Annotated in this window: 18 protein-coding genes, 1 tRNA gene and 1 pseudogene; 8 read left to right on the top strand and 12 right to left on the bottom strand. The window is 44.1% G+C overall.

Annotation, left to right across the window (positions count from 1 at the left end):
• Positions 1-9: 9 nt before the first annotated feature.
• On the bottom strand, positions 10-2,535 hold the full coding sequence (locus tag EJ419_RS04390) for a DUF6049 family protein (RefSeq protein ID WP_131283980.1): 2,526 nt from the start codon (positions 2,533-2,535) through the stop codon (positions 10-12).
• 18 nt (positions 2,536-2,553) lie between these two features.
• Positions 2,554-3,489: an NUDIX hydrolase gene (locus EJ419_RS08470; protein ID WP_165496232.1), complete on the bottom strand. Its 936-nt coding sequence runs from the start codon at positions 3,487-3,489 to the stop codon at positions 2,554-2,556.
• 128 nt (positions 3,490-3,617) lie between these two features.
• Between EJ419_RS08470 and EJ419_RS04380 the strand changes: the two genes are divergently transcribed.
• Positions 3,618-5,030 (top strand): CCA tRNA nucleotidyltransferase, encoded by a 1,413-nt coding sequence (locus tag EJ419_RS04380; RefSeq protein ID WP_131283978.1) that lies wholly within the window; start codon positions 3,618-3,620, stop codon positions 5,028-5,030.
• 146 nt (positions 5,031-5,176) lie between these two features.
• On the opposite strand, the gene EJ419_RS04375 is transcribed toward EJ419_RS04380, so the two are convergent.
• The 7 genes and pseudogenes from EJ419_RS04375 to EJ419_RS04345 all read right to left on the bottom strand — a co-directional run.
• Positions 5,177-5,800 carry a LytR C-terminal domain-containing protein gene (locus EJ419_RS04375; protein WP_131283976.1) on the bottom strand — a complete coding sequence of 208 codons (624 nt, stop codon included), beginning with the start codon at positions 5,798-5,800 and terminating at the stop codon, positions 5,177-5,179.
• A gap of 173 nt (positions 5,801-5,973) precedes the next feature.
• Positions 5,974-6,873 carry a 16S rRNA (adenine(1518)-N(6)/adenine(1519)-N(6))-dimethyltransferase RsmA gene (gene rsmA, locus EJ419_RS04370; RefSeq protein WP_131283974.1) on the bottom strand — a complete coding sequence of 300 codons (900 nt, stop codon included), beginning with the start codon at positions 6,871-6,873 and terminating at the stop codon, positions 5,974-5,976.
• Between the two features lie 10 nt (positions 6,874-6,883).
• Entirely contained in the window at positions 6,884-8,356 is a 1,473-nt protein-coding gene (locus EJ419_RS04365) for an aggregation-promoting factor C-terminal-like domain-containing protein (protein WP_131283972.1), read from the bottom strand.
• Positions 8,357-8,658: 302 nt separating this feature from the next.
• Positions 8,659-8,731, bottom strand: a tRNA-Thr gene (locus tag EJ419_RS04360).
• 140 nt (positions 8,732-8,871) lie between these two features.
• The gene (locus tag EJ419_RS04355; RefSeq protein WP_131283970.1) at positions 8,872-9,855 is read right to left on the bottom strand and encodes a DsbA family protein; all 984 of its coding nucleotides are present in this window, start codon (positions 9,853-9,855) and stop codon (positions 8,872-8,874) included.
• Between the two features lie 55 nt (positions 9,856-9,910).
• Entirely contained in the window at positions 9,911-10,882 is a 972-nt protein-coding gene (locus tag EJ419_RS04350) for a hypothetical protein (protein ID WP_131283968.1), read from the bottom strand.
• A gap of 204 nt (positions 10,883-11,086) precedes the next feature.
• Positions 11,087-11,945, bottom strand: a pseudogene (locus tag EJ419_RS04345) (serine/threonine-protein kinase); the annotation flags it as partial.
• A 228-nt stretch (positions 11,946-12,173) separates the two neighbouring features.
• On the opposite strand from EJ419_RS04345, the gene EJ419_RS04340 reads away from it, so the two are divergent.
• Both EJ419_RS04340 and EJ419_RS04335 read left to right on the top strand, forming a co-directional pair.
• The gene (locus tag EJ419_RS04340) at positions 12,174-13,301 is read left to right on the top strand and encodes an ABC transporter ATP-binding protein (RefSeq protein ID WP_131283965.1); all 1,128 of its coding nucleotides are present in this window, start codon (positions 12,174-12,176) and stop codon (positions 13,299-13,301) included.
• A gap of 690 nt (positions 13,302-13,991) precedes the next feature.
• Positions 13,992-15,362 (top strand): DUF4032 domain-containing protein, encoded by a 1,371-nt coding sequence (locus tag EJ419_RS04335; protein WP_205668820.1) that lies wholly within the window; start codon positions 13,992-13,994, stop codon positions 15,360-15,362.
• Positions 15,363-15,573: 211 nt separating this feature from the next.
• Here EJ419_RS04335 and rlmB read toward each other — a convergent pair whose 3' ends face one another.
• Positions 15,574-16,551: a 23S rRNA (guanosine(2251)-2'-O)-methyltransferase RlmB gene (rlmB, locus tag EJ419_RS04330; RefSeq protein ID WP_131283963.1), complete on the bottom strand. Its 978-nt coding sequence runs from the start codon at positions 16,549-16,551 to the stop codon at positions 15,574-15,576.
• An 86-nt stretch (positions 16,552-16,637) separates the two neighbouring features.
• Positions 16,638-17,621, bottom strand: coding sequence for an alpha/beta hydrolase (locus EJ419_RS04325; RefSeq protein WP_131283962.1), 984 nt, complete (start codon positions 17,619-17,621; stop codon positions 16,638-16,640).
• 365 nt (positions 17,622-17,986) lie between these two features.
• On the opposite strand from EJ419_RS04325, the gene EJ419_RS04320 reads away from it, so the two are divergent.
• A complete protein-coding gene (locus tag EJ419_RS04320; RefSeq protein WP_131283960.1) occupies positions 17,987-19,069 on the top strand; it encodes an alpha/beta hydrolase fold domain-containing protein in 1,083 nt (360 codons plus the stop codon).
• A 178-nt stretch (positions 19,070-19,247) separates the two neighbouring features.
• Here EJ419_RS04320 and EJ419_RS04315 read toward each other — a convergent pair whose 3' ends face one another.
• Positions 19,248-20,081 (bottom strand): alpha/beta hydrolase, encoded by an 834-nt coding sequence (locus EJ419_RS04315; protein WP_131283958.1) that lies wholly within the window; start codon positions 20,079-20,081, stop codon positions 19,248-19,250.
• Between the two features lie 241 nt (positions 20,082-20,322).
• Between EJ419_RS04315 and EJ419_RS04310 the strand changes: the two genes are divergently transcribed.
• The 4 genes from EJ419_RS04310 to EJ419_RS04295 all read left to right on the top strand — a co-directional run bounded on the left by EJ419_RS04310 (position 20,323) and on the right by EJ419_RS04295 (position 26,036).
• Positions 20,323-21,900, top strand: a complete 1,578-nt coding sequence (locus EJ419_RS04310) for an ABC transporter substrate-binding protein (RefSeq protein WP_131283956.1) — start codon at positions 20,323-20,325, stop codon at positions 21,898-21,900.
• Positions 21,901-22,131: 231 nt separating this feature from the next.
• Positions 22,132-23,088 (top strand): ABC transporter permease, encoded by a 957-nt coding sequence (locus EJ419_RS04305; RefSeq protein WP_131283954.1) that lies wholly within the window; start codon positions 22,132-22,134, stop codon positions 23,086-23,088.
• A gap of 1 nt (position 23,089) precedes the next feature.
• Positions 23,090-25,216: a dipeptide/oligopeptide/nickel ABC transporter permease/ATP-binding protein gene (locus tag EJ419_RS04300; protein WP_131283952.1), complete on the top strand. Its 2,127-nt coding sequence runs from the start codon at positions 23,090-23,092 to the stop codon at positions 25,214-25,216.
• Positions 25,209-26,036, top strand: coding sequence for an ABC transporter ATP-binding protein (locus EJ419_RS04295; RefSeq protein ID WP_131283950.1), 828 nt, complete (start codon positions 25,209-25,211; stop codon positions 26,034-26,036). Before EJ419_RS04300 ends, EJ419_RS04295 begins: the two co-directional genes overlap by 8 nt.
• The last annotated feature ends 197 nt before the right edge of the window (positions 26,037-26,233 follow it).

Here is a 26,233-nt window from a genome sequence, read left to right as displayed (position 1 = left end):
CTTATAACCTTACTTGTCTAAATTATGATCCGAAATATTAGTCGGCACAGATAATTCGTGATCTGATGAATTACCGTGTGAATTACTATGTGAATTACTATCAGAATGAGTATCCTCGATATGCGTCGAATCGGTTGTATTCTTTGAACGAGAACGAGAAATTTGCCGTCTAATTCCAAGTACTGCCAGAAGAATTGCCAGAGCGAAAATTACATATCCCGCATTATCCATGATGGTAAATGAGCTAGAAATGCTTATATCTTTCTTTGAGTTAATAAGCATCCCCTCGGCCGTAGTGATATAAATCTGGAAAGTAGTCGTCCAGCCGGAAATTGCACGAACAGGGAGTGTAACTTGCTGCTCCGAATGTGCATTCACTGTAATATTGTCTGCGCCTGAAATAGTTACTTCAGAACGAACTTTTTCAGATGAACGTGTAGCTACATTTATGCGAAGTGAAACAGGAAGATTATTAGAAATAGTTACAGGTACTGTAGCTGTCTCACTGACGACGTGGAGAGAAGAAGGTACGGAAATGTTTACGCTGTTAAGAAGTTGACGAGTAATCGCTGTATCTGCATTTAAGGATGACAGATTACGAGAATTTTGAGCATACGTGGCAATGCTTAGACTCGATAACGACCGAGAAGCGTAGTCCGTAATGAGAGAAGACAAAGAATTTTGCCATTGTTCAAGCTCTTGACTGGATAAAGGGCGAGATTTATCAGCTTGTCCGCGTGCTAAATCTTGAGGATTACGGGCATCTTTCGCAGATGTAGGTGATTGGGCGCTATCGACGACACTACTTAAGAAATTATTCACACGCGACTTGTTACTGTCAATAATTTCTGTGATATCGCTGAGTGTTTTAGAATGCTTTTTATCTAATTTCTGAGCATCTTCGATGAATTCTTCCACCTCTTGAGCAGAGTACGGTGATGAAGCATTAATTAATGAATTAAGATCAGTTAAATTAGTCCACGAAGCCGATGACAAAGACTGAGCGAGACGAGTAATAAATGCAATATGTTGTGGAGATAGATTTCGCGACATATGGGATGCATTGATGAGAATAGTTCGTTGCTCATACGGTGCTTGTGATTCGTAAAAAGCGGTTTGGGCAATAAAACGATTAATAAGACCAGCTGAACTGTTCTCAGCATCTGCTTGAGACGAAGATGGCGTTCCTTGCGCTAATTGACTCAGTTCATGCTGCGCTGTAAGAACTGTCATATTCTGACCGTTGATGTCAACATGAGCTAGTGAATTGTGCACTGCGCTGTCAGTAGCGGAAGCAAAACCGTCAGTAGCAAGAACTGTAGAATATCCCAAAGATTGTGCCGTTTTAAGAGCATCCATGGACCAACCGCTTAAGCCATCTATTGCAATAGGCGAAGAAGAACCTACGGACGTCGCAGCTGCTAAGGACAAGGAACTTGTGTTATTACTATTAGCCAAGGAAGCAATATCAATCGCATATGGCTGTATCGAATAAGAAGATGAGTTTAAGATTGATGACTGCGAGGATTGCGTAGTTACTTGATTAGTTGATGATTGGTCATCTTGAATTGACTGGTTTTCCTGCTGTGTGTTCAGCGCGAGTGATGGATCAGTAAGGAGCTCGACCTGTGGCACAGTGTTTTTAAGTTTTTCTAATCCCGAAACAGCAGATGCAGTGCATGATTGCATCTCGGATGTAGAACCCTGTGACGATGGTGAGCCTGATGGTGATGAGACCGACGATGAAGAAGATGGTGTGGAAGATGATGTTGTGGAAGATGCAGATGACGATGTTGTTAGAGAAAGTGCTTCTCCGGATAAAAGAGCTGACATGGATTCTTGAGCAGATGCGGTTGTCTTGTCATTCGTTATGCATGAACTCATATTTCCCGAACTAATTGGTACAGTAAAAACAACATTTAAAGCTGGAAGAGATTGCGCATGAGTTCCAGCATTTGAACGGGTAATAAAGCTATGAATACTTTCAGCAAGGGCTGAATCATGGGACTGGTAACGAATAAGCAAAGGTCGTGCACCCCACGTAATCATTGAACTAAGAACGGGATTGTTTGCATCAACGTGGACTTTAATTGTCGTGCTTTCTCCAACCTTAAGAGAACGAACATCTGCTTGCGCTAATTCGTGAGACATTCGGATATTGCTATCGCTTTCAGCCCATTCTTGCAAAGAATCGCTCGTTTTGAATTCATAATTTGGCGCAATATATACACTTAATGAACCAGCAGAGACATCTTGGTTAGAGTTATTCGTAATAGTAAAATCTGCTGAATAACCTGAATCAGACGTAACAATTGATGTAGAATTAGCAATAGCGAGAATACGCTTTTTTGCTTGTGATGTTTGAGCAGTAAGTGTGGTGTTCGATGTTGAATCTGGGCTAGCCTGTGCTGATAGCGTGGTCAGTCGACTAAGAGGCAATTGTTGAGAAACATGCGGCGATTGTATACCTATAATTGCAGTGGCGAGAGCACAGCCTGCAATGACGGCGGTTAGGCGCGATACTATTTTTGTCATGGATGAAGACGGCATAGGTTATATATCTTTCCTGTGTTTCTTCGCGTAAAGCCATACAATTCTGCGTTCATTCGGATAACTTAATACATCTGTTAAATCCTCGAATTTTACCCACGTAGTATCCTCAGCCTCGTGATCAGGATCACCTTCAACAGTGAGATATCCACCGGTCATACGTAAGGCATAATGATGGACGAGTTTATGGATACGTTGTGCATCGCCAGTAAACCAGTAGTCAATTGTGGCGATGGAGTCGATGACTTCTCCTTGTATACCTGTTTCTTCAAAAATTTCGCGGACAGCTGTCTGGTCAGGTGTTTCACCTTGCTCAATATGGCCTTTTGGAAGACACCATTCTAAGTGTCCCGAGCGCGAATGACGGGCAATAATTGCGACACGATCATGCTCATCAAAAACAAGACCGCCTGCGGAATATTCGCGTACGACCGGCAAATCACGATTATCAAGTGATGCGAATGTATTAGTACCTTCTTCGCGACGACGAGCCATGATTGCTGGCGTCGGAATGACCGCGTTACGTTCATCAGAAAGCGATGAATCAAGCGTTGAGCGTGAATTACCCTGCGCAGATGACATTTGGGTAGATAAAACCTGTGCAGACAATACCGGCGCAGACGACAATGAAGAGCCGGAATTATCTGAGCCGTCCTCATCGTCGTGTGAAACTTGCGTTGACGTCGTGTACAGAGGGACGATTGCGCTTGAAATGCTGCTGAAATGAGATGAAATCCCGCGCGTGTCGAGTTCTAGATCGTATTCGGCTCGGTACTCTTCGTCATCCATAAAATAGCCGCTCGAGTAATGCGACGAGTATGCTATTTCGAAATGGTCTTCAAGGCGCTTATCTTCAGGAATCTCAGAAGGTTTTGAGGCAGACTGAGCTGCAGCGTGTGCACGCTGAAGCATTCGTTTCACATCTGCCGGATTAGTCATAAAAACTATTTTACTTGCCACTGTGTGCAGGTGGAGTAACGGAAAGCCAAAAGGTACGCTAAAATCAGTATGTGGAGTTGGGGCATCGCCTCTAATGACCTCTAATGTGGGTCTTTGAAAGGATACTAGTGGATTTTTCTGTTTCACCCGTAGCGATTGAATTAGGCGAACTTTTTGAAGCACACGGTTTTGAACTAGCCCTAGTGGGTGGTCCTGTGCGCGATTTGTTACTTAATCGGCCAGCTCACGATCTAGATTTCTGTACATCGGCACGGCCTGAGGAATTTGAACCAATATTGAAAAAATGGGGCGATGGTTTCTGGGATATGGGTCGAAAATTTGGTACTTTGGGTGCTATCAAACGGATGCCAGATGGTAAAGAGTATTCTGTTGAAATAACGACATATCGATCTGATACCTATGAACCTGACTCGCGAAAGCCAGAAGTTAATTATGGAGACAGCCTTGAAGGTGATCTATCTCGTCGAGATTTCACAATTAATGCCATGGCAATTCGCGTTCCAAGCATGGAATTCGTCGACCCATTTGACGGCCAGCGAGATATAGAACGCAAAATTTTACGAACTCCAGTAGAGCCGGAACAATCATTTGATGATGACCCATTGCGAATGATGAGAGCGGTGCGTTTTGTCGCTCAATTGGGATTCAGAATTGGCATAGATACCGCAGAAGCGTTGTATGATATGGCTCCTCGTATTGAAATTGTTTCTGCAGAACGGGTTCGTGATGAATTATGCAAATTATTACTTGCACAGTATCCTCATGAAGGGCTGGAAGCCTTAGTGGATTCTGGATTAGCGGAGTTTGTTCTTCCTGAGCTTCCTGATTTGTCGTTGGAAATTGATGAGCATCATCGTCATAAGGATGTTTACGAGCACACACTTCAAGTACTCGATCGCGCAATCGCTTTAGAAACCGATGACGAAGGTCCTGTTCCTGCGCCTGATTTAACTTTGCGTCTTGCTGCCATAATGCATGATATCGGAAAGCCGCGTACCCGAAAATATGAGGCGAATGGGAAAGTAACATTCTTGCATCATGATGCAGTCGGCGCAAAAATGACGAAGAAGCGTTTAAAAGCTTTGCATTTCGACAATCAGATGGTTTCTGATGTGAGTACGCTTGTCGATATGCATTTGCGTTTTCACGGTTATGTCGATGAACGCTGGAGCGATGCTGCTGTGCGACGATATGTTAAGGATGCCGGTCATCTGTATCATCGTTTGAATCGTCTTACACGAGCAGATGCCACTACTCAGAATAAAGCTAAAGAGCAGATGTTTGCGCGCGCGATGGATGATTTGGAAGAACGTGTTATTGAGCTCAAAGAAAAAGAGGACTTTGAATCAATTCGTCCAGATCTTAATGGTGACGAAATTATGGCTATTCTTGGTTTAGCTCCAGGTCCTGAAGTGGGAAGAGCATATAAACATATGCTTGATTACCGTTTGGATAATGGTCCAGTTGACCGTGACACTGCTGTTCAAGAGCTGAAACGATGGTATGAAGAAGAAAACTAAAAATAAATAATTGAATGTACTACATATAGCTGTGCCCGGTAAGTTAGAACTTATCGGGCACAACGCAAACCTCTAGAATTTATGATGTCTACGAAAATGATGAGTCACGTGATGTTACTGAATGTACAAATATACGTGGATGCTCATTAATTCACTTCCTGATGTTCTGGAGCTTGTGGCAAATCTTTCATATCGTCAAGAGGAACACAATTGGTTGCGCCAGAAAGCTTTGAACCTGCCTTAGGAGTCTTATCCTTACTAATTAAATTATCGAAAGAAGATCCGATAACGACATCAATAAGTTTGTCATTACGATTATCCATACGCAAAATTGCATCATTAAACTGCTCGGCTAGTGTGTATGCCTGAGTGAGTGCGCTCTTTCCGAAGCGGATTTCGGTGCGTTCCAACACGGTTTTGGAATCATAATCGCCGATTGACTGAAGAATAAAACCGCGATTTCGCAATTCTTCACCAACAGCACTTCCTAATCCACTTTTATTCGTTCCGTTTAGGACTCGAATAGTTACTTCAGAAGAATTTAAGGAAACTGTGTCTTGCGCAGGGCAAGCTGTAACAACACCATAATTCGTGCTGATAGTTGCTTCTTTCGTAGCATGAGTTGGAGAGAAAAGACCTAATGCTCCTGGTAATGAGATAAGCAGTGCAACGGCCAAGAAACCAATAGTTACACTCAAAATAACCCGCTGGCGTGCCTGTAGGTATAGGCGGCGCTGTTCGCGCTCATTTTTAACAGTGCTGTCTGCCATAATTCCTCCGTCTACTCTTCAGTAATTGTATATGTATTGCACGTCTCGAAGCAATAATGTATCCATGAACTTACGAATGTTTCACGTGAAACATTCGGACGGTGAATACTTGAATACTTGAATACTTTGTCATTAAAGCTGTGTTGATATGTGATTGTTACCTCGAAGGCGAATTACTTATCTATGTGTGGTGTCGCTTGAGTCTGATTGAGCGCCTGTGCAAGAGTGATGAACTCTTCAATCGTAAGAGTTTCACCGCGACGACTTGAATCAATTCCGCTGCGTTCAAATGCATCGGCGGAAACAATTTTTTTGAGAACTGCACGCAGTGTTTTACGGCGCTGACTAAAAGCCGCATCAATAAGTTCGAAAACTTGTGTGCGTAGTTCCTCATCGTTTATATAGCGTTTCTCGTCATAGCGATGGAATTCAACAAGTGCTGAATCAACATGGGGAGCTGGCCAGAAGACATTTCGACCAATAACGCCTGCAGGAGAAGCGGTGCCGTACCAAGCAAGTTTGACACTTGGGACACCATAGACCTTATTGCCTGGTTTTGCACTGAGACGATCAGCAACTTCTTTTTGAACCATGACAACGAAAGAAGTGATGTGTGGGAATCTTTCAAGTAGGGTCAAGATTATAGGAGTTGCGACGTTATAAGGAAGGTTTGCTACGAGCGTGAGGGTCTCATCGCTTGAAAGATCTGTATTTTCCGGGGTTGCTTTTAACGCATCCATCTCTATAACACGGAATCGATTTACAGCATCAGGCATGTATTGTGCGATAGTGTGAGGAAGTTGCTGAGCAACTGGAGTATCAATCTCTATAGCAGTAACCTGCGCACCCGTTTCCAGTAGCCCTAAAGTGAGTGATCCCAAGCCAGGGCCTACTTCTAAGACATGAGACTCGTGTGTTACTCCGGCTGTGCGAACGATTTTACGTACGGTACCCGGATCAATAACAAAATTTTGACCAAATTTTTTAGTAGGAGAAATTCCTGCGGCCGCGGCTATAGTGCGGATATCGGAAGCTCCGAGTAATCCGTCATTACGTATCTGTTCAGCAGTCATGGTTTATAGTCTAATACCAACCCGTGTTTTTGCTGTGTTCTTGTGCTTTCAGAGGTGAACCGTACCTATTCTTAATATAGTTAAGCCCCCAATTAATCTGAATGGCTGCATCGTCTCTCCAATTAGCACCATAGGCTGCCATTTTGGAGCCAGGTAAGGATTGAGGGATACCATATGCGCCAGAAGATCGGTTTTCAGCATTCCACCTCCAGCTGGATTCACGATTCCATAACCATTCCAGTGCGCTCCAATTGCTACCCGTCCAGCCATATTGGGCGGCTGCAGCTTGTGCATATGCTTTTGCCTGGGCAACGGTAGGATGCCATAATCCGCTTTGAGCCTGCTGCTGAGCTTGCTGCTGCTGTGCGGCTTGTTCACGCGCTCGCTGCGCAGCCTCGTCAGCGGCCTTTCGAGCTTCTTCATCACGTTTTGCCTTCTCAGCCGCCTCTGCCTTGGCTTTTTCTTGAGCTTGGGCTTGGTCATTCGACTGACTCTGATTTTGCGATTGTGCCTGTGATTGCGACTGCGACTGAGTTTGATCTTGCTGAGATGATTGAGACTGTGAGTCATTGGAAGGTGCGGAATTATCTGTATCGCTTGAATGAGAAGAGGCGTCAGAATCGTCTGCCTTCTTCTTTGTTCCCACATGGATAATTTCATCCTGAGGATCACGTGTCACAATTTCTTTTGTAATTTCGCTCGACTCCACAACACCGTCAGCAATGGTGTTTCGCAGATATTGTGTTTTAGAGCCGTTTGCACCTTGCTGGACGATGGTAGTTGTACCTTCATCCATCGTATCGTCATTAATTGTTAGTGATGTGTAAGGGATTTCAACATCACGGGTTGAATCGCTATATGAGATGCGAACAACTCGCAAAATTGTATCACTGCCTGACTGTTCAACGCTTACTCGATCATGTTGTCCCAAGTTAATTCCGCGCGCATCAAGAATTGAGGCAGCGGTTAGTTTTCCATCAGGCATGGTCGTTGTTTGTCCATCAGCGATAACAGTTACTGGACCGTCTGAATTTATAACGAAACCACCGGTTAATTTGTTATAAATATTAGAAATATTAACTGTTACTTTAACGGCATTTGCTTCATTCTGCTTGAACAATTTTAGAAGTTGATCAGCGCTTGTAGCGTAAGTCCAAAACGGAACTTCATGACCATCAATGGTTATGCTTGCCTCGTAAGCGCTACGGACAATAACGGAATCATTATTAATAAGACGCGCACCAGCTCGTGAGGATACAAAATCGTGAGTTTTGATAGGGATATTTTCTTGAGCGAGAAGTCCGTTTACACTAATCGCAAATGTGCGGACGTGCGTAGTTTTACCGTTGACTGTCAACGCAACTGATTTATATACACCAACGAAGAATGAAGTTAGGAGAATCATTAAGGAAATGATAGCGGTTATAATTATGCGCCAACGTCTGTGCATAATAAAACGCTTTGGCGTCCAACGAAGTGCCATTATTCTCCTTGATTATTAACTAGTTAAAATCCCAACTTTCACTAGCGTAATTCATTAAGGGGAGTATAGAAATGCATGCATACATACGTGAACGATATATTCATATCACACGAATGTAATTTGCATAATCCACGAGGAGGGGTTGAAGATATCTCTTTGATATGAGAACTGAAAAATCGCAATAGAAGAGTTAATCATTGAATAAGATTAAGAACATGCTGATGCAATTCATGTGATGAGAATTCGAAAAATTAAGAATTGAAAGTAAATAAAATTAACTATAATAGTCACTCTAACAAGAGAGCCTCCAGGGGGACTCGAACCCTCGACCTGCTGATTACAAATCAGCTGCTCTACCAACTGAGCTATAGAGGCGTTGAATTAAATCAACGCTCCTACTATACACAAAACATGGGGAACATACAAAACGGCTCGCCGAAAAAAAATAAAAATTTTTCGACGAGCCAGTGATAGCTTCCTGTATTTGCTGCTCAAGTAGTAGCAAGAACTAGGAATTAATTGCTTGACGATGTGGCTTCTGCAGTAATGTCGCGAGGTGTGCCCACGCCAATCGATGGTTTAATTGATGGATTACCAATGTCATTTCGTAGCATACCAATGCTTTCAAGAAGGACAGAGCTGTAGTCATTGCTCTTTGCTTGACTCATCAAAGTATTGTAATCCCAATAATTCTTATTGATAAGAATAGTTGGAGTAGTCATCTGTCCCTTGAGGGAACCACTTGGGTTGAGCAAGCTACTGTTCGTTGGATACCAATTGCTGACTGCTTCGACCCATGGCTCATAAGTCCCCTTGGCGGCATCTCGAGCAATTGTAGAATCTACACCAACAGACTCAGCTAATTTCGTGAGATCGTCATTCGACACGCTCTTATATGCAGAACCTTCACTTGGCTGGAACGTTGTAGCGAACATTGCCTCTATCAAAGGCATAGCATGCTCAGGATCATTGTCCGCGACATAGGACACAAATGCCGCGGATCGAGTGGAGTATTTATCGGATGATGCGCTGTTTAAGAAAGCAGATGGGTGAATGCTGATATTTACCTGGCCAGCATTCATCATAGCTGTGAGGTCTTCGTCAATCGAACGAGCTAAGACACCACATGCAGGGCAGATGAAGTCCATATAGTTGTCAATAGTTGGTACATCGTTTACAGGCTTATTGACACCGTCTTTTGAAAGAATAAAACCGCCATCAGCTGCTGCGTTCTTAGGTTTTACCTTTACCGCCTGTACTGCTTCATATGCTTGTGCGTTTGCTTGTTCGGAGGAACGGTTGCTTTCATAGATATTACGACCAACGAAGTAAGCCACGACCCCTAGAACGACAACAAGAACTGCTACAACGACAGCGCCAATTGCTGTCTGAATTTGGCGTTCTCGACGAGCCGCTAATAGAGCTTCACGCTCCGCTTGAGCGCGTGCTTCGAGACGTTCTTTACGTGTCTTCGCACGTTTCTGTGTGTTATTTGCCATAGATATCACTTTAACCTAGTATGCCAACTGTTCATAGTAATTATGTCGGTATTTCTTATGTAAAGGAAGGGATGTTTGATAAGAGCGAACTTTGAATATCTGGTAGCGGAGACCAAGAGACACTTTCTGTCATAGATGTAAATGCAAGAATTATACCCACGATGATAAGTGCAATAACGACAATGAGAGCAGTCATTCGTGACGGAATTTGAGCTTTTGTGCGCAAACCGACACGAAGAGCACGCGACTGTGGACGACCTAAGAATGTGAGCCATGACAAAGTCAGTGCCAAGGTATTAATAAGTTCAAAAATTATCGTCCAGTTTCCAAAGCCAAACGCAAAACTTGTAAACCGTAGGATAGCAATGCTAAGAATGCTTGTAGCCAAAAGCATAACAGCCGTAGCAAGGGTATAAAGAATTGCTAAGAAAATGCCCTTTGCAAGATGCCATGGGAAGGCAAAGAACAACGCAAGTTTTGAAGTTTGCGGATTCCTCATACGTTGCATAATACGAGAACCGCGAATAGAGAAAATGACAGTAATCATTCCAATAATTACCAGAGCGATAAAAGGATACGCAGCGGATATTGCGGTAGTAATGAGAGCGCATAATACTGTATAGAGTAGTGTACGAGGTTGCTCAGTAGGGCCGATAATAGCAACTTGGAGAGGCTGTGCTTGTACTACCGGTTGCGCAAATTCGGGGATATCCTGTGAAGGCTGGTTGGTCGAATCATCATAAGAGCTATATGGATATTGTGGAGCGCGGTTGACGTACTCAGCAGTATCCGGCTGCGCATATGTAGGTATCGCAGACGATGCAGGAGACATGACCGTAGTTGCGGGGACATACTGTTGAGATGCCAATGGGGACCTCAACGAAGATGCAGATGCAGGTGTCTGTGGAGGTAGAACGCTAGTTGCATCAAGAGGCGCGAAAATTCGTGTGGACCCAGTATCGTTATCGATGCTATCTTGATCGGGGAAAGCGACCCTATTGCTAGGGTTATTTCCTTGATTTGCCAAAAAGTTTCTGGAGAAAGGGAGGCATCACGGAAGTTTTTCCATCATCTCCAGTGTTTCTGTTGCCGGCAGGGTCAACATTGTCAATATTGTCAGTGTCTGGGTCGCTAGACTCTTCATACGCATAACGGTTCTTTGTAACTGGAGAATCAGTCGTCATAACAGTAGTTGCAGCAACTGAAGATAACTCACCGTTATCCCACAAATCTGGGTATTGTGCATCCTCGTGAATAGCAGATAGCAATTCTTGAGCCGAGCATCTCTGCATGCGATCAGGGTTCAATGCGGCTCGCATAGCTTGGAGTGTCACCGGTGGAAGGCCTGACAAGTCAGCATTTCCAGAAGCTTCCCGTTCGAGCACAGTCATTAATGGTTTGGAGCCAAAAATAGGTTTACCAGTAGCCGCAAAACCGATGACAGATGCTACGCTCCACCAATCAGTTGCTTCATCTGACTCAGCGCCATCAATAATTTCTGGAGCGATAAAACCAGGAGTTCCCATGACGAGTCCAGTGCGTGTAACGTGAGACTCGTTTTCACCCATAGCAATTCCAAAATCGACTAAGATTGGCCCACTCTGGGAAATCATAACATTCGTCGGTTTAATATCTCGATGGATAATCCCAGCAGCATGGACAGCATCTACTGCATCAATGAGCATACGAGAAAGATTTTCCAAATCTTCAGCCGTATAACGACCATTTTCATAAACATCGTCGCGAAGATTCTTCCCCTCAATCAACTCTGTAACTATGAATGCAAGCGCATCGTCAAGCTCCATGTCAACGATACGGTTAACGCCCGGATGGTCAATCTTACGTAGTGCTAACGCTTCACGGCGAAAACGTTCGCGGGCAGTCAGCTGCTCCTCCGAGTCCCCTGTGGAATTTGACGTATCATCGTCGCTGAGGGAATCTAATAAAATCTTCATGGCATAAATGGTTCCGCCATCGTCTCGCACTCGCCAGATAGTACCCATACCGCCTTGATCAAGACGATTGAGCAGTGTGTAGCCACCTACAATATGTCCCGGCGCTAAATCTAATGCAGAATAATTTTCAGCCATAGCTCACTATCTTATGTAAAAATGCGTGTCGTGTACGAAATTACACGAATTTATGAGAATTTTTTACACAAATTTTTACGCAAATTGACGAAATCTAGCGTTTCTGGCGTTTCGTTGTGTATAGTTAGTAGTGGCTCGACGAAGAGTATTTCTTCTTAGAACCACAGAAAAACCGAACCCTCTCACTCGGATCGTTTGGCACGTACCTGCCAATGAAAGGATTATATTATGGCAGAAGTGGTATTTGAGAACGTTACCCGTATTTACCCAGGTAATGACACACCATCTGTAGACAACCTTAACCTCACCATCAACGACGGCGAATTCCTCGTTCTCGTTGGTCCATCTGGTTGCGGTAAGTCAACAACTTTGCGTATGCTCGCAGGTCTTGAGGAAGTAAACAAGGGTCGCATCTTGATCGGTGGCAAGGATGTCACTAACATGCAGCCTAAGGACCGCGATATCGCAATGGTATTCCAGAACTATGCTTTGTACCCACACATGACTGTGGCAGACAATATGGGCTTCGCTTTGAAGATTGCTGGTACTCCAAAGGATGAGATTCGCGCTCGCGTGGAGAAGGCAGCAGCTATCCTCGATTTGACTGAGTATCTTGATCGTAAGCCAAAGGCACTTTCTGGTGGTCAGCGTCAGCGTGTAGCAATGGGTCGTGCAATCGTACGTCAGCCAAAGGTCTTCCTCATGGATGAGCCTTTGTCTAACTTGGATGCAAAGCTCCGTGTACAGACTCGTACTCAGATTGCAGCATTGCAGCGTCAGCTCGGTGTAACTACTTTGTACGTTACTCACGATCAGACTGAAGCTTTGACCATGGGTGATCGCATTGCTGTTATTAAGCTTGGTATTCTTCAGCAGGTTGGTGCTCCAACTGAGCTCTACGATCGTCCAGAGAACGTATTCGTAGCAGGCTTCATCGGATCTCCATCCATGAATATTTCTACTCACAAGGTAGAAAATGGTAAGGCAATCATCGGTGATGACGCAATCACATTGCCAGCTGAGGTTGTTTCTAAGCTCACTGCTGAAGATGACAACAAGATTATCATCGGCTTCCGTCCAGAAGATGCTTCTCTCGCATCCGACACTGAGCCAGATGCATTCAAGCTCAATGTTTTGAACGTTGAAGATCTTGGTTCCGATGGTTACATCTACGGAAACATTGTTGATGCAAACGGTTCCGATGAGGCAGCAACTGTTATGTCTGATCAGAACAATATGACTACTGTTCGCGTAAATCCTCGTGCACTTCCACAGGTTGGCGCAACTGTACGCATCCACATCGATCCAACAAAGATGCACTTGTTCGCACCATCTTCCGAGTTGCGCTTGAACTAGTTCATTGCTGATTAGGATTAATTCCTTTTAAAGGTAGTCTTCTTCAATAAGAGGGGTTCCGCTCGTCGATATGAGTGGAACCCCTCTTATTTGCTTTCAGTAATATACCATCATGTGCAGCTATATACTTAACCAATCTTCGCAAAACTGAGTGCGAATAAAACTATAAGATCTATAACGAGATAGGGAATAAAGTAGATAATAACGACATAATAAGTAGCGCCCCATTCTAACCAATGGTCTAAATGAATGAGATAGTGCCTATATACGTCAAGTCCTCCCATAATAAGAATTATGATAAAAACACACCATTTCAGTATGTTTAAGATAAGAGGAAGATCTAGACCTGCGAGAAAGCCTAGAATAGGTTCGGGTCGTCCCATGTGGATGTAGCTCCTTTGCATCTGTTATGTCTGGGTATTTCGCGGTAGATTCAATCAGTGGATTCAATCTGCAGTGATGAATCGTGATTCGAGTATATAGCATTTTAAGAAGTTATCATGCCAAAATACCGTCAAAATACTACATATATTCTGGTTCTTTGTTATTTATTTGGTAAAGCTCTGTAGTAGCTTGACAGCGATAATGTTAGAGTGTGTTATTCACTGGATATAGAAACGGTGATACTTATCTCTGCTCAGCACGCTTTGCTAATCTATATATGTACGCATCCGAGAGGAGCAATGAATTATGGCTGATACACTGTTATCTAACGGAACTTCAAATGGTTCTTCCGAATCAAACGTCGATCGTGCAGAACCTCAGACTCTTAATATTACTGCTGCTACGGCGAATCCACGGTTGTTTACTCTGCCGTGGTCGTTACCTTTAGTTAAATGGTCAGAGGATCTTATCGTTAATCTTCCACGTGGTATATCGAGGCACGTTGTGCGCTTTGTGCGCGTTGGCGATCAAATTAACGCTATGAAAGAGATTTCGTACCGTTCGGCGGTTAAAGAATATGAAATGCTTCGTAGCTTGGAAAAAATTGATGTACCGAGCGTAAAGCCGATTGGTGTTGTTGCAGGCCGACATGGCGTTGATGGGCAGCCACTTGAAGCGATTTTAGTAACTGAACAGTTAAAGTTTTCTTTGCCGTATCGTGCTTTATTTGCGAGAAATTTGCGTGCTGATACTGCCGACCGCCTTATCGACGCTCTCGCGGTTTTGCTCGTGCGCTTACATTTGCAAGGATTCTATTGGGGTGATGTCTCGCTATCCAACGTCTTATTCTTACGTGATGCTGATAACTACTCTGCTGTACTCGTTGATGCCGAAACGGGTGCTTTGTATAGCAATCTTACTGACGGTCAGCGTGAGTACGATATCGATTTGGCACGGACCAATATCATCGGCGAATTGATGGATTTGCATTCGGGTAATCTTCTTCCAAGTGAAGTAGATGAAATTGAGGTAGGTAACCGCTTAGCTGATCGCTACCATGAATTGTGGGATGCGCTTACAGGTATGTCATCATTCGCACCTGATGAGATGTGGAAGATTGAACAGCGCGTCAATCGTCTCAATGATTTGGGCTTTGATGTCGATGAGCTGGAAATGACCACAACTGAAGATGGCACAAAAATTAATGTCCGTCCTCGTGTAGTTGATGCTGGATATGCGTCAAACAAGCTTTTGCGTTTGACTGGTTTGGATGTACAAGAGAACCAAGCGCGTCGTTTGCTCAATGATTTGGATGCTTACCGCACATCGACATGGCGTCAAGGTGAAGAACTTGAAGTGGTAGCAACTGATTGGATGCGTGAAGTTTTCGAGCCTACAGTTCGCCGAATTCCTCCTGAGTATCGCAGCCAAATTGAACCAGCTCAGTTCTTCCATGAAGTTCTGAACCATCGTCAAGAGATGGCCGAAAAGATTGGGCACGATGTATCGACTCCAGAAGCGGTGGAAGATTACATTGAAACCAATCTGGGTGAGTATAAGATGGATTCGCAAGCAATTCAGTCGATTCTTGATGAAGCTGATTCAGGCGTTATGGATGATTATGACGATTATAACGCTGAAGATGATCCTGATGCAGCTGTGTGGGCAACGGAGTAGAGAATCGAATCTAGCGTAGATGGCGTGCTTTGTTCTCTAATGTTTCACGTGAAACATTAGGGAACAAAGCATCTGTCATACAAGTAGTTTATTAGAAAATAGAAGTACAACTATTTTATTAATCGCTTTATAATGATTGTGGCGTGATGGTGTAATTCCATCACGCCACAATCATTTGTCGTATGAGAGCAGACGAGGTTCTGTATGCTGATTACTGCGAAATTCGTGCCTTATGAACGCTATATAGCGCAATACCAGCAGCTACGGATGCGTTGAGTGATTCAACCATCGAAGTCATTGGAATACCGACGATACTATCGCATGCTTCACGAACTAATCGGCTAATTCCCTTGCCTTCCGAACCGAGTACGACAACGAGCGGATCAGTTTCGAAACCTGATTCTCCGACTAATGCATCTCCACCGCCATCAAGGCCGATTGCATAATACCCGCGTTCGTGCAAGCTCTCGATAGCCTTCGTTAGATTAACAACGCGCGCCACTGGCATATGAGCAGCAGCACCAGCCGATACTTTCCATGCCGCTGAAGTTACTGAAGCGCTACGGCGTTCCGGAAGGATGACTCCATTGGCGCCGAAAGCAGCTGCCGAACGAATAACTGCACCTAAATTCTGCGAGTCGGTTACACCGTCAAGAGCTATAAATAATGGTCGCGCAAGGTTACGTGCCTTCGGCGACGCTCCTGCAAGAGCTGCAGCCTTTGCTTCTGCACGGTCTGCGAGCTGCGCCAAAGATGCATACTGATAAGGTTGAACTCGCAGCACAACACCTTGATGATTGCTACTGCGTGCAATGCGATCCATTTCCAAACGGTCAGCTTCAAGTAAATGCAAGCCTTGAATACCTGCAAGCTTGATAATTTCACGGGTGCGATCGTCATGCTCGATACGTGATGCAATATAAATATCTTTGCTTGGTACACCTACGCGAAGAGCTTCCAAAACTGCGTTGCGACCGATAACGATGTCGTCAGAATCAGAAGTAAATTTAGCTACGCGACGCTTTGCTGCTAGACGTGGGTCTGCGGCCTTACGTTTGTCTGCAGCTTTCTTTGCAGCATATGCCTTATGATAAACGCGATCCTCAGCCTTTGGAGTAGGTCCTTTACCTGCTAACTTATTGCGGTGCTTTCCACCCGAACCCTTAGTTGGTCCCTTTTTCTGTGCCATGATGATTATTTTACGCTATGGAGTCGAATGAGAGAGTTGAGTTGATGAGCTGAAATAGAGTGGAGAGTTCGGATAAGGTTTCTGTGCTAATAAAGGTGGCGTTGTAGCCAGTCCAAACGATACTCATTCATACGCTGACTAATTGCTGCTTGTGGACTGACATTTTCCCCTCCGTGATACATGTGAGGTATGAGATGGAATTCTACATCTACTCCAGCCGCGCATAGATGTGAAGCAAAGGTGAGATCTTCATCTCGGAAAGCATCGAGGGCGCCTACATCAATATAAGTTGGTGGTAAGCCTTCAAGTTCTTCCAAGCTTGCTCGAATAGGAGACGCGTAAATATCCGGTTCTGTTTGACCTAAATACCAATGCCAAGCTTCGAGATTATCGCGTCGATCCCAGGATTTAGCGTGCGAGATTTGATAGCTTGATGCTGTTGTATTCGTGTCATCGAGCATAGGATACAGAGCCATTACAGCATGAATATAAGGACCGTTATGATCTTTTGCATACAATGACAATGCTGTGGCGAGTCCTCCTCCGGCTGATCCTCCGAAAATTGCAATGCGTTGAGAATCCACTCCGAGTGTGTGCGCATTACTCGTAAACCATAACAAAGCGGCATAGCAATCGCGCAGACCTGCAGGATATGGATTTTCTGGTGCCAAACGATAATCGACACTTACCACAGGCACCTGGAGGTCCAGGGCAAGACGCGCATGAATTACGTGTTCGGATTCAAGAGTTCCCGCCCACATACCTCCACTGTGAATGCATAGAATCCCAGGAGTTAAATTCTTGTGATTTCTGTTTTCTTGTGGTTCATAGATTCGAATTTTCACAGACGGGTCGTTGTCTAATCCCGTGATATAGATATCTCGAATATCAAGTTCGTGAGAAATCCACTCCGGTTCTTTATCAATGAGACCTGCTTGAATTTCCCTGCGCTCATCGGGAGGGAGTTTTGATAAATCCCCTGTACGTTGTGCAAGCTCACATAAATCATGATAAAGTTCTGGATCAATGCGTGATTCCATCCACTCTTGTCCCGAGTAAGAATAGCGCATATCGTCCTCCCGCTTTGTAAACCGAGCACATGAATACTCATGAAAGACGTTAAAGATATCTACTTATTGCTACGATGCGTTATCCATAAGTCTTTCGAAATTCATGTGATTAAACTTCTTCGTTTTTCCTACTTTCTTAGGGTACCTCATGTCAAATCATTTAACAAAGGGGTGAGTCATAGTGTCTACATACAAAACGCATGACTGAGTGTGTTCTCAAGAATATCAATTCGCGATATACTAAAAAATAGTTTTCTCATATGAAACGACTAAGAGTATGAGAGTAAAGCTTAATTTATAAAGAAAGTAACGGATGCATCGGTGCATATCGTACGATACGTGATAATTCCAAGGAAGGAATACATATGGCACACCCGCACTTGTTCAGGAAGATCGCCACATGCGCAACTGCAGGTTTTGCACTCGTGGCGGGAGCAGCTTGGGCATACGATTGGTATACACGAAAAAAGTTCAATTCGTCCGCGTTAGCTTACGAGATGAACAGATACTATGGCTCATTCCCACGTCGAAGTGCTCAGGAAGAAGCTGCGTGGTTTGATGAAGAACGAGGTAAAGAACGACCAAATAAGGGTCTTCCTGAACTCGCAATGAAATTAGGCTTAGCTACCGTGTTTGACGATGGTAGCGATGTATCTTCAGAAACGTATGGATTGACGACGTACTGCTTTAAACCGAGTAATTTTACTTCAACAATTGCTCCGCATACGACTATCCTATACATTCATGGTGGGGCTTACGTCAAAGGTTTCAACGGGTATAATACGACATTTCTTACCTGTTTAGCACATAAGTTTGGTGTTACTGTGCTAGCTCCAGATTATGATACGGCTCCATATGGTGACGCATTGACTGCTTCGAGGCAAATAACAGCGTTGTATAAGCAGTATCGCAGTTCGCATCCTTATGAGCGAGTCATTCTCATGGGAGATAGTGCGGGAGCAGGATTGGCTTTAGGATTGGCACTTCAATGGGCTAAGGAGCACAACGATTATGCCACCTCATCGCAGCAAACACGTATCCCAGTGCCAGAGGGAATTATTGTTATAAGTCCATGGGTGGATACGACTCTAGAAAATCCTGAAATTTCCCAACTTACTTTTGATGATCCTTATCTTCGTCCTGAACTTTTGCGAGTAGACGCTCATGAATGGGCAGGTGGATTAAGCCAGAAAGATTATAGAATTTCACCGATTTATGGCAATCTCGAATCGCTTTCGGATTCGCCGGTAACAGTGATTATGGGAAGTAATGAAATTTTTTATCCGGATGTGGCGTTATTCGTTGATAAACTTCGTAACTCTCGTGTTGAGGTGAAATTCCATGTAGCAGAAGCGATGACACATGATTACGCACTTTTGCCGATTCCAGAATCGCGAGAATCATTCCGGTGGATAAAAGAAGCGATCGAGCGCGCTACGTCACGGTAGCTATGGTGTGAACGCTATGCATTAATAATTATGGAATGAATAATTATGGAATGATGATGTAGCAATAATACCGTGATGATAAGTGATAATACGTGGGGTGTATCTCGTTACTGAAATACACCCCAATGCCGTATATATGGTCATCCTAAATTATTTATCGAATGTTATTTATCCAGCTTTATTTATTCAATTTCCCGAATACTCGCTCAATCCACGCTAAAGCAAGAGACATCCATACGGCTACACTCTCTTCTCGAGTTGCTGGGTTATTGCAGTCTGCTGTTTCAGCAGTACCTAACGATAGGCCATGTCCTCCAGTAGGTAAGAGGTGTGCTTCGATACTCACTGAGACGTTCAGACAGGCTTGGATGAAAACAAGAGAGTTTTCAACGGGGACGGTATCATCGGTTATCGTATGCCAAATGAATGTTGGTGGGGTTGAGGAATCAACATGTTTTTCGAGGCTAACAGCATTTCGTAAATTCTCATCATTGACGTTTTCACCCAGAAGGCAATTAAAGCTCCCCTGATGTGCGAATTGTCCAGAACTAATTACCGGATATGAGAGCATAAGCGCATTTGGCTTGATAGCGCTGATATCAAAGCCATGGGCAGATATTTCACTATCCCCAGCAGAAGTTGCAAGATTTGCGGCAAGATGTCCACCTGCAGAAAATCCTAAAACTGCTATCGCGCTCGCATCGACATTCCACGCTTTACTGTTTTCCCTGATAGTTTGCATAGCAAGAGCAGCTTGAATAAGTGCTGTTGGATAGACGGCAGGTTTAACACTGTAACGCAGAATAAATGCATGATACCCGGCTGCTAAAAATTGTAAAGCGACTGATTCCGCTTCACGATCGGTCGTTCTGTTATACCCGCCGCCAGGGAAAATGAGTATAGCTGGGCGTATACGGTGTGGATTAATTTCTGGGGAATTATCTATCAGGTAAGCATAGAGTTGAGCAGAAGCACTACCGTCATAAGAAAGCGTGCGTGTAAAATACTGCATTGTATTTCCTTTCATTGGGTGAGGTATCCCTTAAATTTATGATACATAATATTTCAATTTTTTATAGGACACATCAATTTTGACATAAGTTGTCTGATGTCTTACAATTAATTCAGGAGATTACTCCAACTCACAATTTAACTGTTATTTCTGAATACGAAGTTGGCAGGGTTGCTGCACAGAGAAATGATGGTAATGCAAAATGTGAGAAACCTTTCAGTGTTGAAGGAGAAAAAAGAAAATGAAGTTCGGGAAGTCAGTAAAAGTAGTCGCTGGACTTGCGGCTGCTACATTATTGCTGGCCGGTTGTGGCTCAGGTAAGTCCGCAAGCTCCGGATCAGCATCATCAGAATCTACTCCTGCAGTCAGCACCGCTGTGCCAGATACAATTACCGCACAGGTTGCTTATTCAGGGCAGAACTATAATCCTCTCTCAACTTCATCAGCTATTGGTATGGCTGGTAATTGGCACGTAGTAGAGCCACTCTATACGCGGCAAATGGATGATTTCAAGATTGTTTCAGGTTTGGCTAAGGGTGAGCCAAAGAAAATTTCGGATACAGAGTATGAAATCACACTTCGTGATGGTGCAAAGTTCTCCGATGGTAATCCAGTAACTGCTAAAGATGTTAAGTCATCGTTCGATCGAATGATGGTAGAAGGTAGCTTATTCCTTCCAATGTTGAACTTCATTCAGAGCGTGGATGTTAAGAGTGATAATGTTGTTACCTTTAAACTCAGTCGTCCATACACTCTGTTGAAAGAACGCCTTGCTCTTGTAGGAATTGTTCCAGAATCCATGTCGGATGAAGACCTTCAGAAGATGCCTATCGGCTCTGGTCCATATAAGTATACGGAAATCACTGATTTGAAGGTTACTTTCGAGCGTAATGATAATTACAATGGCGAATTCAAAGCTTTGAGCAAGAATATGGTATGGAATGTTGCTGTAGATGATACTGCACGCGTTACCGCTATGCAGTCTGGTCAAAACGACATTATGGAAAATGTTCCAGCAAAAGCTTTCGATACATTGAAGAATTCTAAGTCTACATTGTCAAAGGCGCAGAGCTTCAACCAAGCATTCATTATGTTTAATACAAAGAAGGCTCCATTCGATAAGAAGGAAGTTCGTCAAGCTGTATTCTATGGAATTGATGTTGAGACATTGATTAAGAACCAGCTTGCAGATCAGGCAGAAGCAGCAACGGGCTTCTTGCCTAAGAGCTTCAAGTACTATCACAAGGCAAAGAACGTATACACCTACAACGTCGACAAGGCAAAGAAGTTGCTTAAGGATGCAGGCGTTAAGGAAGGCGTTGAATTCACCTTATATACGACTGACCACACATGGATTACTGAGCTTGCTCCGCAAGTTAAGAACAATCTTGAAGCACTTGGTTTCAAGGTCAATATCGAGTCCATGAAGTCTGCTGCTTTGTATCCGAATATTGCTGCAAAGCCAGATTACTCAATGATCATGGCTCCTGGAGATCCATCAGTATTCGGTAATGATCCAGAAATCCTTCTGAACTGGTGGTTCGGAGATAACGCATGGACTCAGACCCGTACCTTCTGGAAGGGATCTGAAGGCTACAATAAGTTGCAGGAAATCCTCACCAATGCTTCAACCATGACTGACGACAAGGAACGTGAAGCAACATGGAACGATGCAATGGATCTGATTTCTGAAGAAGTACCATTGTACCCACTCTTCCACCGTCAACTTACTACAGCTACACGAACTGGAGTCTTTAAGGACTTCAAGCCAACAGGTACCACTGGTTTGTATCTCTTGGATCAGAAGCTATCAAAGTAAGACTGATGATATATCAGAAACTACATAATAATTATTCATAGTTTCTCAACATGTATCGGGTGGGGATAAGTTCTTGAATATAAGAAAATTCTCCTTATCCCCACCTTTATTATGCTTCGGATTACGATGCCGTAATCTACAAGGCGCGCTGCATACAACTCCATATGCAGGGTGTATCTCAGATGATGCACACAGTATCATCTATTGAGGAGTTACAAAGGGGTAAAACTCATGACAAACTTACTGCGACTTTTAGGAAAGAGGTTGGCATCGCTACCACTTGTGGCATTAGGCGTTGTCTTCCTAGTCTTCTTCCTTATGTCATTCTCGCGTTACGATCCGGCAACCGTAGCGCTTGGCGAGAATGCAACAGCTCAACAGCTTCAAGAATATCGAACGGCTCATGGTCTCGATAAGCCTTGGTATATTCAATTCTTCTTGTACTTGTGGAATATGATTCACGGTGATTTGGGAACGTATGGTCTCAACCATGAATCAGTGGCTGCGAAAATTGCTCAAGCCTTCCCAATTACGCTTCAATTAACATTTATTGGTCTGCTCATAGTAGTTGTTGTTTCCACCGTATTCGGTGTTCTTGCAGCACTTTTCCGCGATACATGGGTTGATCAAGTTATTCGTGTATTTTCCATTATTGCAATTGCTACACCATCATTCTGGTTGGGTGTTCTTTTGATTTATGTTTTCCAGATTAAGCTCGGCTTGCTTCCAGGCTCTGGAGAACTAGTCAATTTCTTTGATGATCCTGGTGCATACTTGACGCGTATGGCGATGCCAGCATTTTCACTTGCATTGCCAGCATCTGGACAGCTAATTCGCGTTATTAGAACCTCTATGGTTGAAGAACTAGACAAGGATTACGTACGTACCGCAATTGGTGCGGGCATTCCAAAAGCTGTTGTCGTAGCGCGTAACGTTTTGCGCAATGCTCTCATTACGCCAATTACCGTTCTCGGTATGAAGATTGGTTACCTTATGGGTGGTGCAATCGTTATCGAAGTTATTTTCTCTCTACCGGGCATGGGTACAACGCTTTTCGAAGGTATTAATGGTAATGAGCCAACGCTGGTACAGGGTGTAGTTCTTGTAGTTGCGCTCGCATTCGTTGTTATTAATATCATCGTTGATTTGCTTTATGTACTTATCAACCCACGAATTAGGACGGTGTGACATGCTGTTTGGTAAAAATAAAGCTGCACATGCAGCCTCTCAAGTAGGCGTGAAGTTCCGCAGGTTCAGTCACCTAAAGTGGGGTACAAAGCTGTCTGCTCTCTTCATTTTCCTTCTCATTATTGTGGCAATTTTTGCCCCTCTTATCTCTCGCCATGATCCATTAGCGATTACTGTAAGCTATCAGGCTCCGTCCGCGGAACATTTCTTCGGAACAGATAATTTGGGTCGAGATGTTATGAACCGCGTATTCTATGGCGCACGTTATTCCTTGGCAATTGGCCTTGGTGCTATTGCTCTTGCGCTTGTCCTTGGCGCACTTATCGGTGCCATCGCAGCTGTCGCACGTCCATGGATTTCTGAAGTAATTATGCGCATCATTGATATCTTCATGTCCGTGCCGGGAATCGCTTTGGCAACAGTATTCGTTACCATTCTTGGCCGCTCAATGTTTGGTATTATTGCCGCAATTGGTATCCTCTACGTACCGCAGATTGCGCGAGTTGTACGCGCAAATATCATTAGCGAATATGGACAGGACTATGTTCGAGCTGTCATCGTTTCAGGTGCTCGTGCTCCTTGGATTCTTTTCAAGCATGTGTCACGAAATATTGCAGCGCCGGTTATGGTGTTTACAACTCTTTCTGTAGCAGATGCAATTGTTTTCGAGGCGTCTTTGTCCTTTATCGGTTTAGGTTTCCAAGAGCCAACTCCTACATGGGGTAATATCCTGTCCTCTGCAAAGCCGGGCGTTATCTTTGGATATTGGTGGCAGGCTCTGTATCCAGGTCTGGCAATTATGATTACGGTTTTGTGCCTTAACATCTTGTCGGAAGGCATCACAGATGCTATCGTTTCTGCACCAAGTGCTCCAATTACAAAGAGCGAAGAAGACGCACAACAGGCTCGTAAGGAAGATTTGATTCTTGCCGATCCTGTAGCAGCTTATGAGACTCAGCATGAATCTCTTGTGAAGTCTTTGGAGCAGCTCAAAGCCGCTGAACTCAAGCGTACCGATCGATTTGTGCCTGTGGGTGAAAAAGCTGGCGAGCCAGTGATTGAGGTTAAGGATCTATGCATTTCCTTCCCACGTCATGGTGATGTCAATGTCGTTGATCACGTATCCTTCTACGTGCGTCCAGGCGAAACAATGGGACTTGTTGGTGAGTCCGGTTGCGGTAAGTCAATTACCTCATTGACTATTATGGGCTTGCTGGATAAGCGTGCAAAGATTTCGGGCGAAATTAACTTTGGAGGAAAGAACCTTGTCGGTCTTGATCCAAAGGAACACAATGCTTTGCGTGGTCATGAAATCGCTATGATTTATCAGGATGCATTGAGCTCTCTCAATCCGTCTATGCTCATCAAGAATCAGATGGCTCAGCTTACCAAGCGCGGCGGTACTCGTACTGCTGAAGAACTTCTTGAGCTTGTAGGATTGGATCCTAAACGAGTTTTGGAATCCTACCCGCATGAGCTTTCTGGTGGTCAGCGTCAACGTGTTCTTATCGCAATGGCTTTGACTCGTGATCCTAAACTGATTATTGCGGATGAGCCAACGACTGCTTTGGATGTTACAGTTCAACGCCAAGTTATTGAGTTGCTCAATGATTTGCGTGAAAAGCTTGGATTTGCCATGATCTTTGTATCCCATGATTTGGCTCTTGTAGCAAAGGTAGCTCATAAGATTACCGTTATGTACGCTGGGCAAGTAGTTGAGCAGGGATCTACTCAGGAAATTTTGACTGATCCACGTCATGAATATACTCGTGGTTTGCTGGGATCTGTTATTTCTATCGAAGCAGGGCAAACGCCATTACATCAGGTACCTGGAACTGTTCCTAGCCCTAAGGACTTCCCTGAGGGTGATCGATTTGCTCCACGCTCTTCGCATCCATATGAAGCACTTGACGAGCATCCGGTCATGATTGAAATTCCAGATACACATCACCGTTATGCAGTACGTCCTTCTTTAGCTCAGCTGGATGTAGATAATCAAGAGACCGAGCAGCCAGGAGAAATGATTCATCTTATCGATCCAGCATTAAACAATGCTTTTGATGACGACGAACCTGTTCCTGGTGATACATCAAATGTGGTAACGACGCAGGAGGAATCCAATGAGTAATGAAACTCAGACCTCACCAATTATCGAGTTACAGGATATTAAAGTTATTTTTAAGACTCGAACTGGAGGCCTTTTCCATCCGAATAAAGTTACGGCAGTTAATGGTGTCAGCCTTACTCTTATGCCAGGCCAAACTATAGGTCTGGTAGGAGAATCCGGTTGTGGTAAGTCAACTACTGCAAATGTACTGTGTGGATTGCAGCTCGCTACAGAAGGCAAAGTCATTTTTAAAGAACATGATGTCACTAAGCGTACTGCAAAAGAGCGCATGGAAATTGGTCGAGTAGTATCGGTTGTCTTCCAAGATCCAGCAACTGCTCTGAATGCTCGAATGAAAGTTGTTGACCAGCTCATTGATCCTCTAGTTGTGCACTCTCTGGGTAGCAAGCAAGAGCATATGGAACGCGCTATGGAGCTTATTCGCATGGTAGGGCTTCCGACTTCAGCACTTGATGCACTTCCGGGGCAGCTTTCCGGTGGACAGCGCCAGCGTGTGGCAATTGCTCGCGCATTGAGCCTTAAACCAGATGTCATTATTGCTGACGAGCCGACTTCCGCTTTGGATGTTTCAGTTCGTGCGCAAATTTTGAACTTGCTCACGGACTTAAAGAAGGAACTCGGTCTTGCGATGATCTTCATTAGCCATGACATTCAAACTGTTCGATATGTATCGGATGAGATTGTTGTCATGAACGGCGGTGAAATCGTCGAGCGCGGGTCCGCAAAGGATGTCTTCTTTAATCCGCAGCATCCATATACCAAGAAGCTATTAGCTGCTGCGCCATCACTTCTGCATCCAACAGAAGAAGAATGCGCGTAAACGGCCAAAGCCATCATGGTCAAAGCCATAATGGTATAGAACGTTTGGGTATATAACTGAAAATTTGGGTCTGGCTTCTCCATTCCACACTTATGAGATTGCCAGACCCGCCACAATACGGCATATACGATACGATATATGAGTCACCGCTTTGATTTGTATACACATGTATCGGTAAAGATTTATTCACGCTCTCA

It is taken from the genome of Alloscardovia theropitheci, assembly GCF_004332295.1.
In the GTDB taxonomy this organism is placed as follows: Bacteria; Actinomycetota; Actinomycetes; order Actinomycetales; family Bifidobacteriaceae; genus Alloscardovia; species Alloscardovia theropitheci.
This window is presented reverse-complemented; position numbering and strand designations above follow the sequence as displayed.

Bases quoted from the DNA above. Each gene is read 5' to 3' on its own strand.
- EJ419_RS04390 (WP_131283980.1), bottom strand. From the start codon at position 2,535: ATGACAAAAATAGTATCGCGCCTAACCGCCGTCATTGCAGGCTGTGCT.
- EJ419_RS04335 (WP_205668820.1), top strand. From the start codon at position 13,992: ATGGCTGATACACTGTTATCTAACGGAACTTCAAATGGTTCTTCCGAA.
- EJ419_RS04365 (WP_131283972.1), bottom strand. From the start codon at position 8,356: ATGGCACTTCGTTGGACGCCAAAGCGTTTTATTATGCACAGACGTTGG.
- EJ419_RS04325 (WP_131283962.1), bottom strand. From the start codon at position 17,621: ATGCGCTATTCTTACTCGGGACAAGAGTGGATGGAATCACGCATTGAT.
- EJ419_RS04305 (WP_131283954.1), top strand. From the start codon at position 22,132: ATGACAAACTTACTGCGACTTTTAGGAAAGAGGTTGGCATCGCTACCA.
- EJ419_RS04300 (WP_131283952.1), top strand. From the start codon at position 23,090: ATGCTGTTTGGTAAAAATAAAGCTGCACATGCAGCCTCTCAAGTAGGC.
- rsmA (WP_131283974.1), bottom strand. From the start codon at position 6,873: ATGACTGCTGAACAGATACGTAATGACGGATTACTCGGAGCTTCCGAT.
- EJ419_RS04375 (WP_131283976.1), bottom strand. From the start codon at position 5,800: ATGGCAGACAGCACTGTTAAAAATGAGCGCGAACAGCGCCGCCTATAC.
- EJ419_RS04320 (WP_131283960.1), top strand. From the start codon at position 17,987: ATGGCACACCCGCACTTGTTCAGGAAGATCGCCACATGCGCAACTGCA.
- rlmB (WP_131283963.1), bottom strand. From the start codon at position 16,551: ATGGCACAGAAAAAGGGACCAACTAAGGGTTCGGGTGGAAAGCACCGC.
- EJ419_RS04340 (WP_131283965.1), top strand. From the start codon at position 12,174: ATGGCAGAAGTGGTATTTGAGAACGTTACCCGTATTTACCCAGGTAAT.
- EJ419_RS04315 (WP_131283958.1), bottom strand. From the start codon at position 20,081: ATGCAGTATTTTACACGCACGCTTTCTTATGACGGTAGTGCTTCTGCT.
- EJ419_RS04310 (WP_131283956.1), top strand. From the start codon at position 20,323: ATGAAGTTCGGGAAGTCAGTAAAAGTAGTCGCTGGACTTGCGGCTGCT.
- EJ419_RS04355 (WP_131283970.1), bottom strand. From the start codon at position 9,855: ATGGCAAATAACACACAGAAACGTGCGAAGACACGTAAAGAACGTCTC.
- EJ419_RS08470 (WP_165496232.1), bottom strand. From the start codon at position 3,489: ATGACTAATCCGGCAGATGTGAAACGAATGCTTCAGCGTGCACACGCT.
- EJ419_RS04295 (WP_131283950.1), top strand. From the start codon at position 25,209: ATGAGTAATGAAACTCAGACCTCACCAATTATCGAGTTACAGGATATT.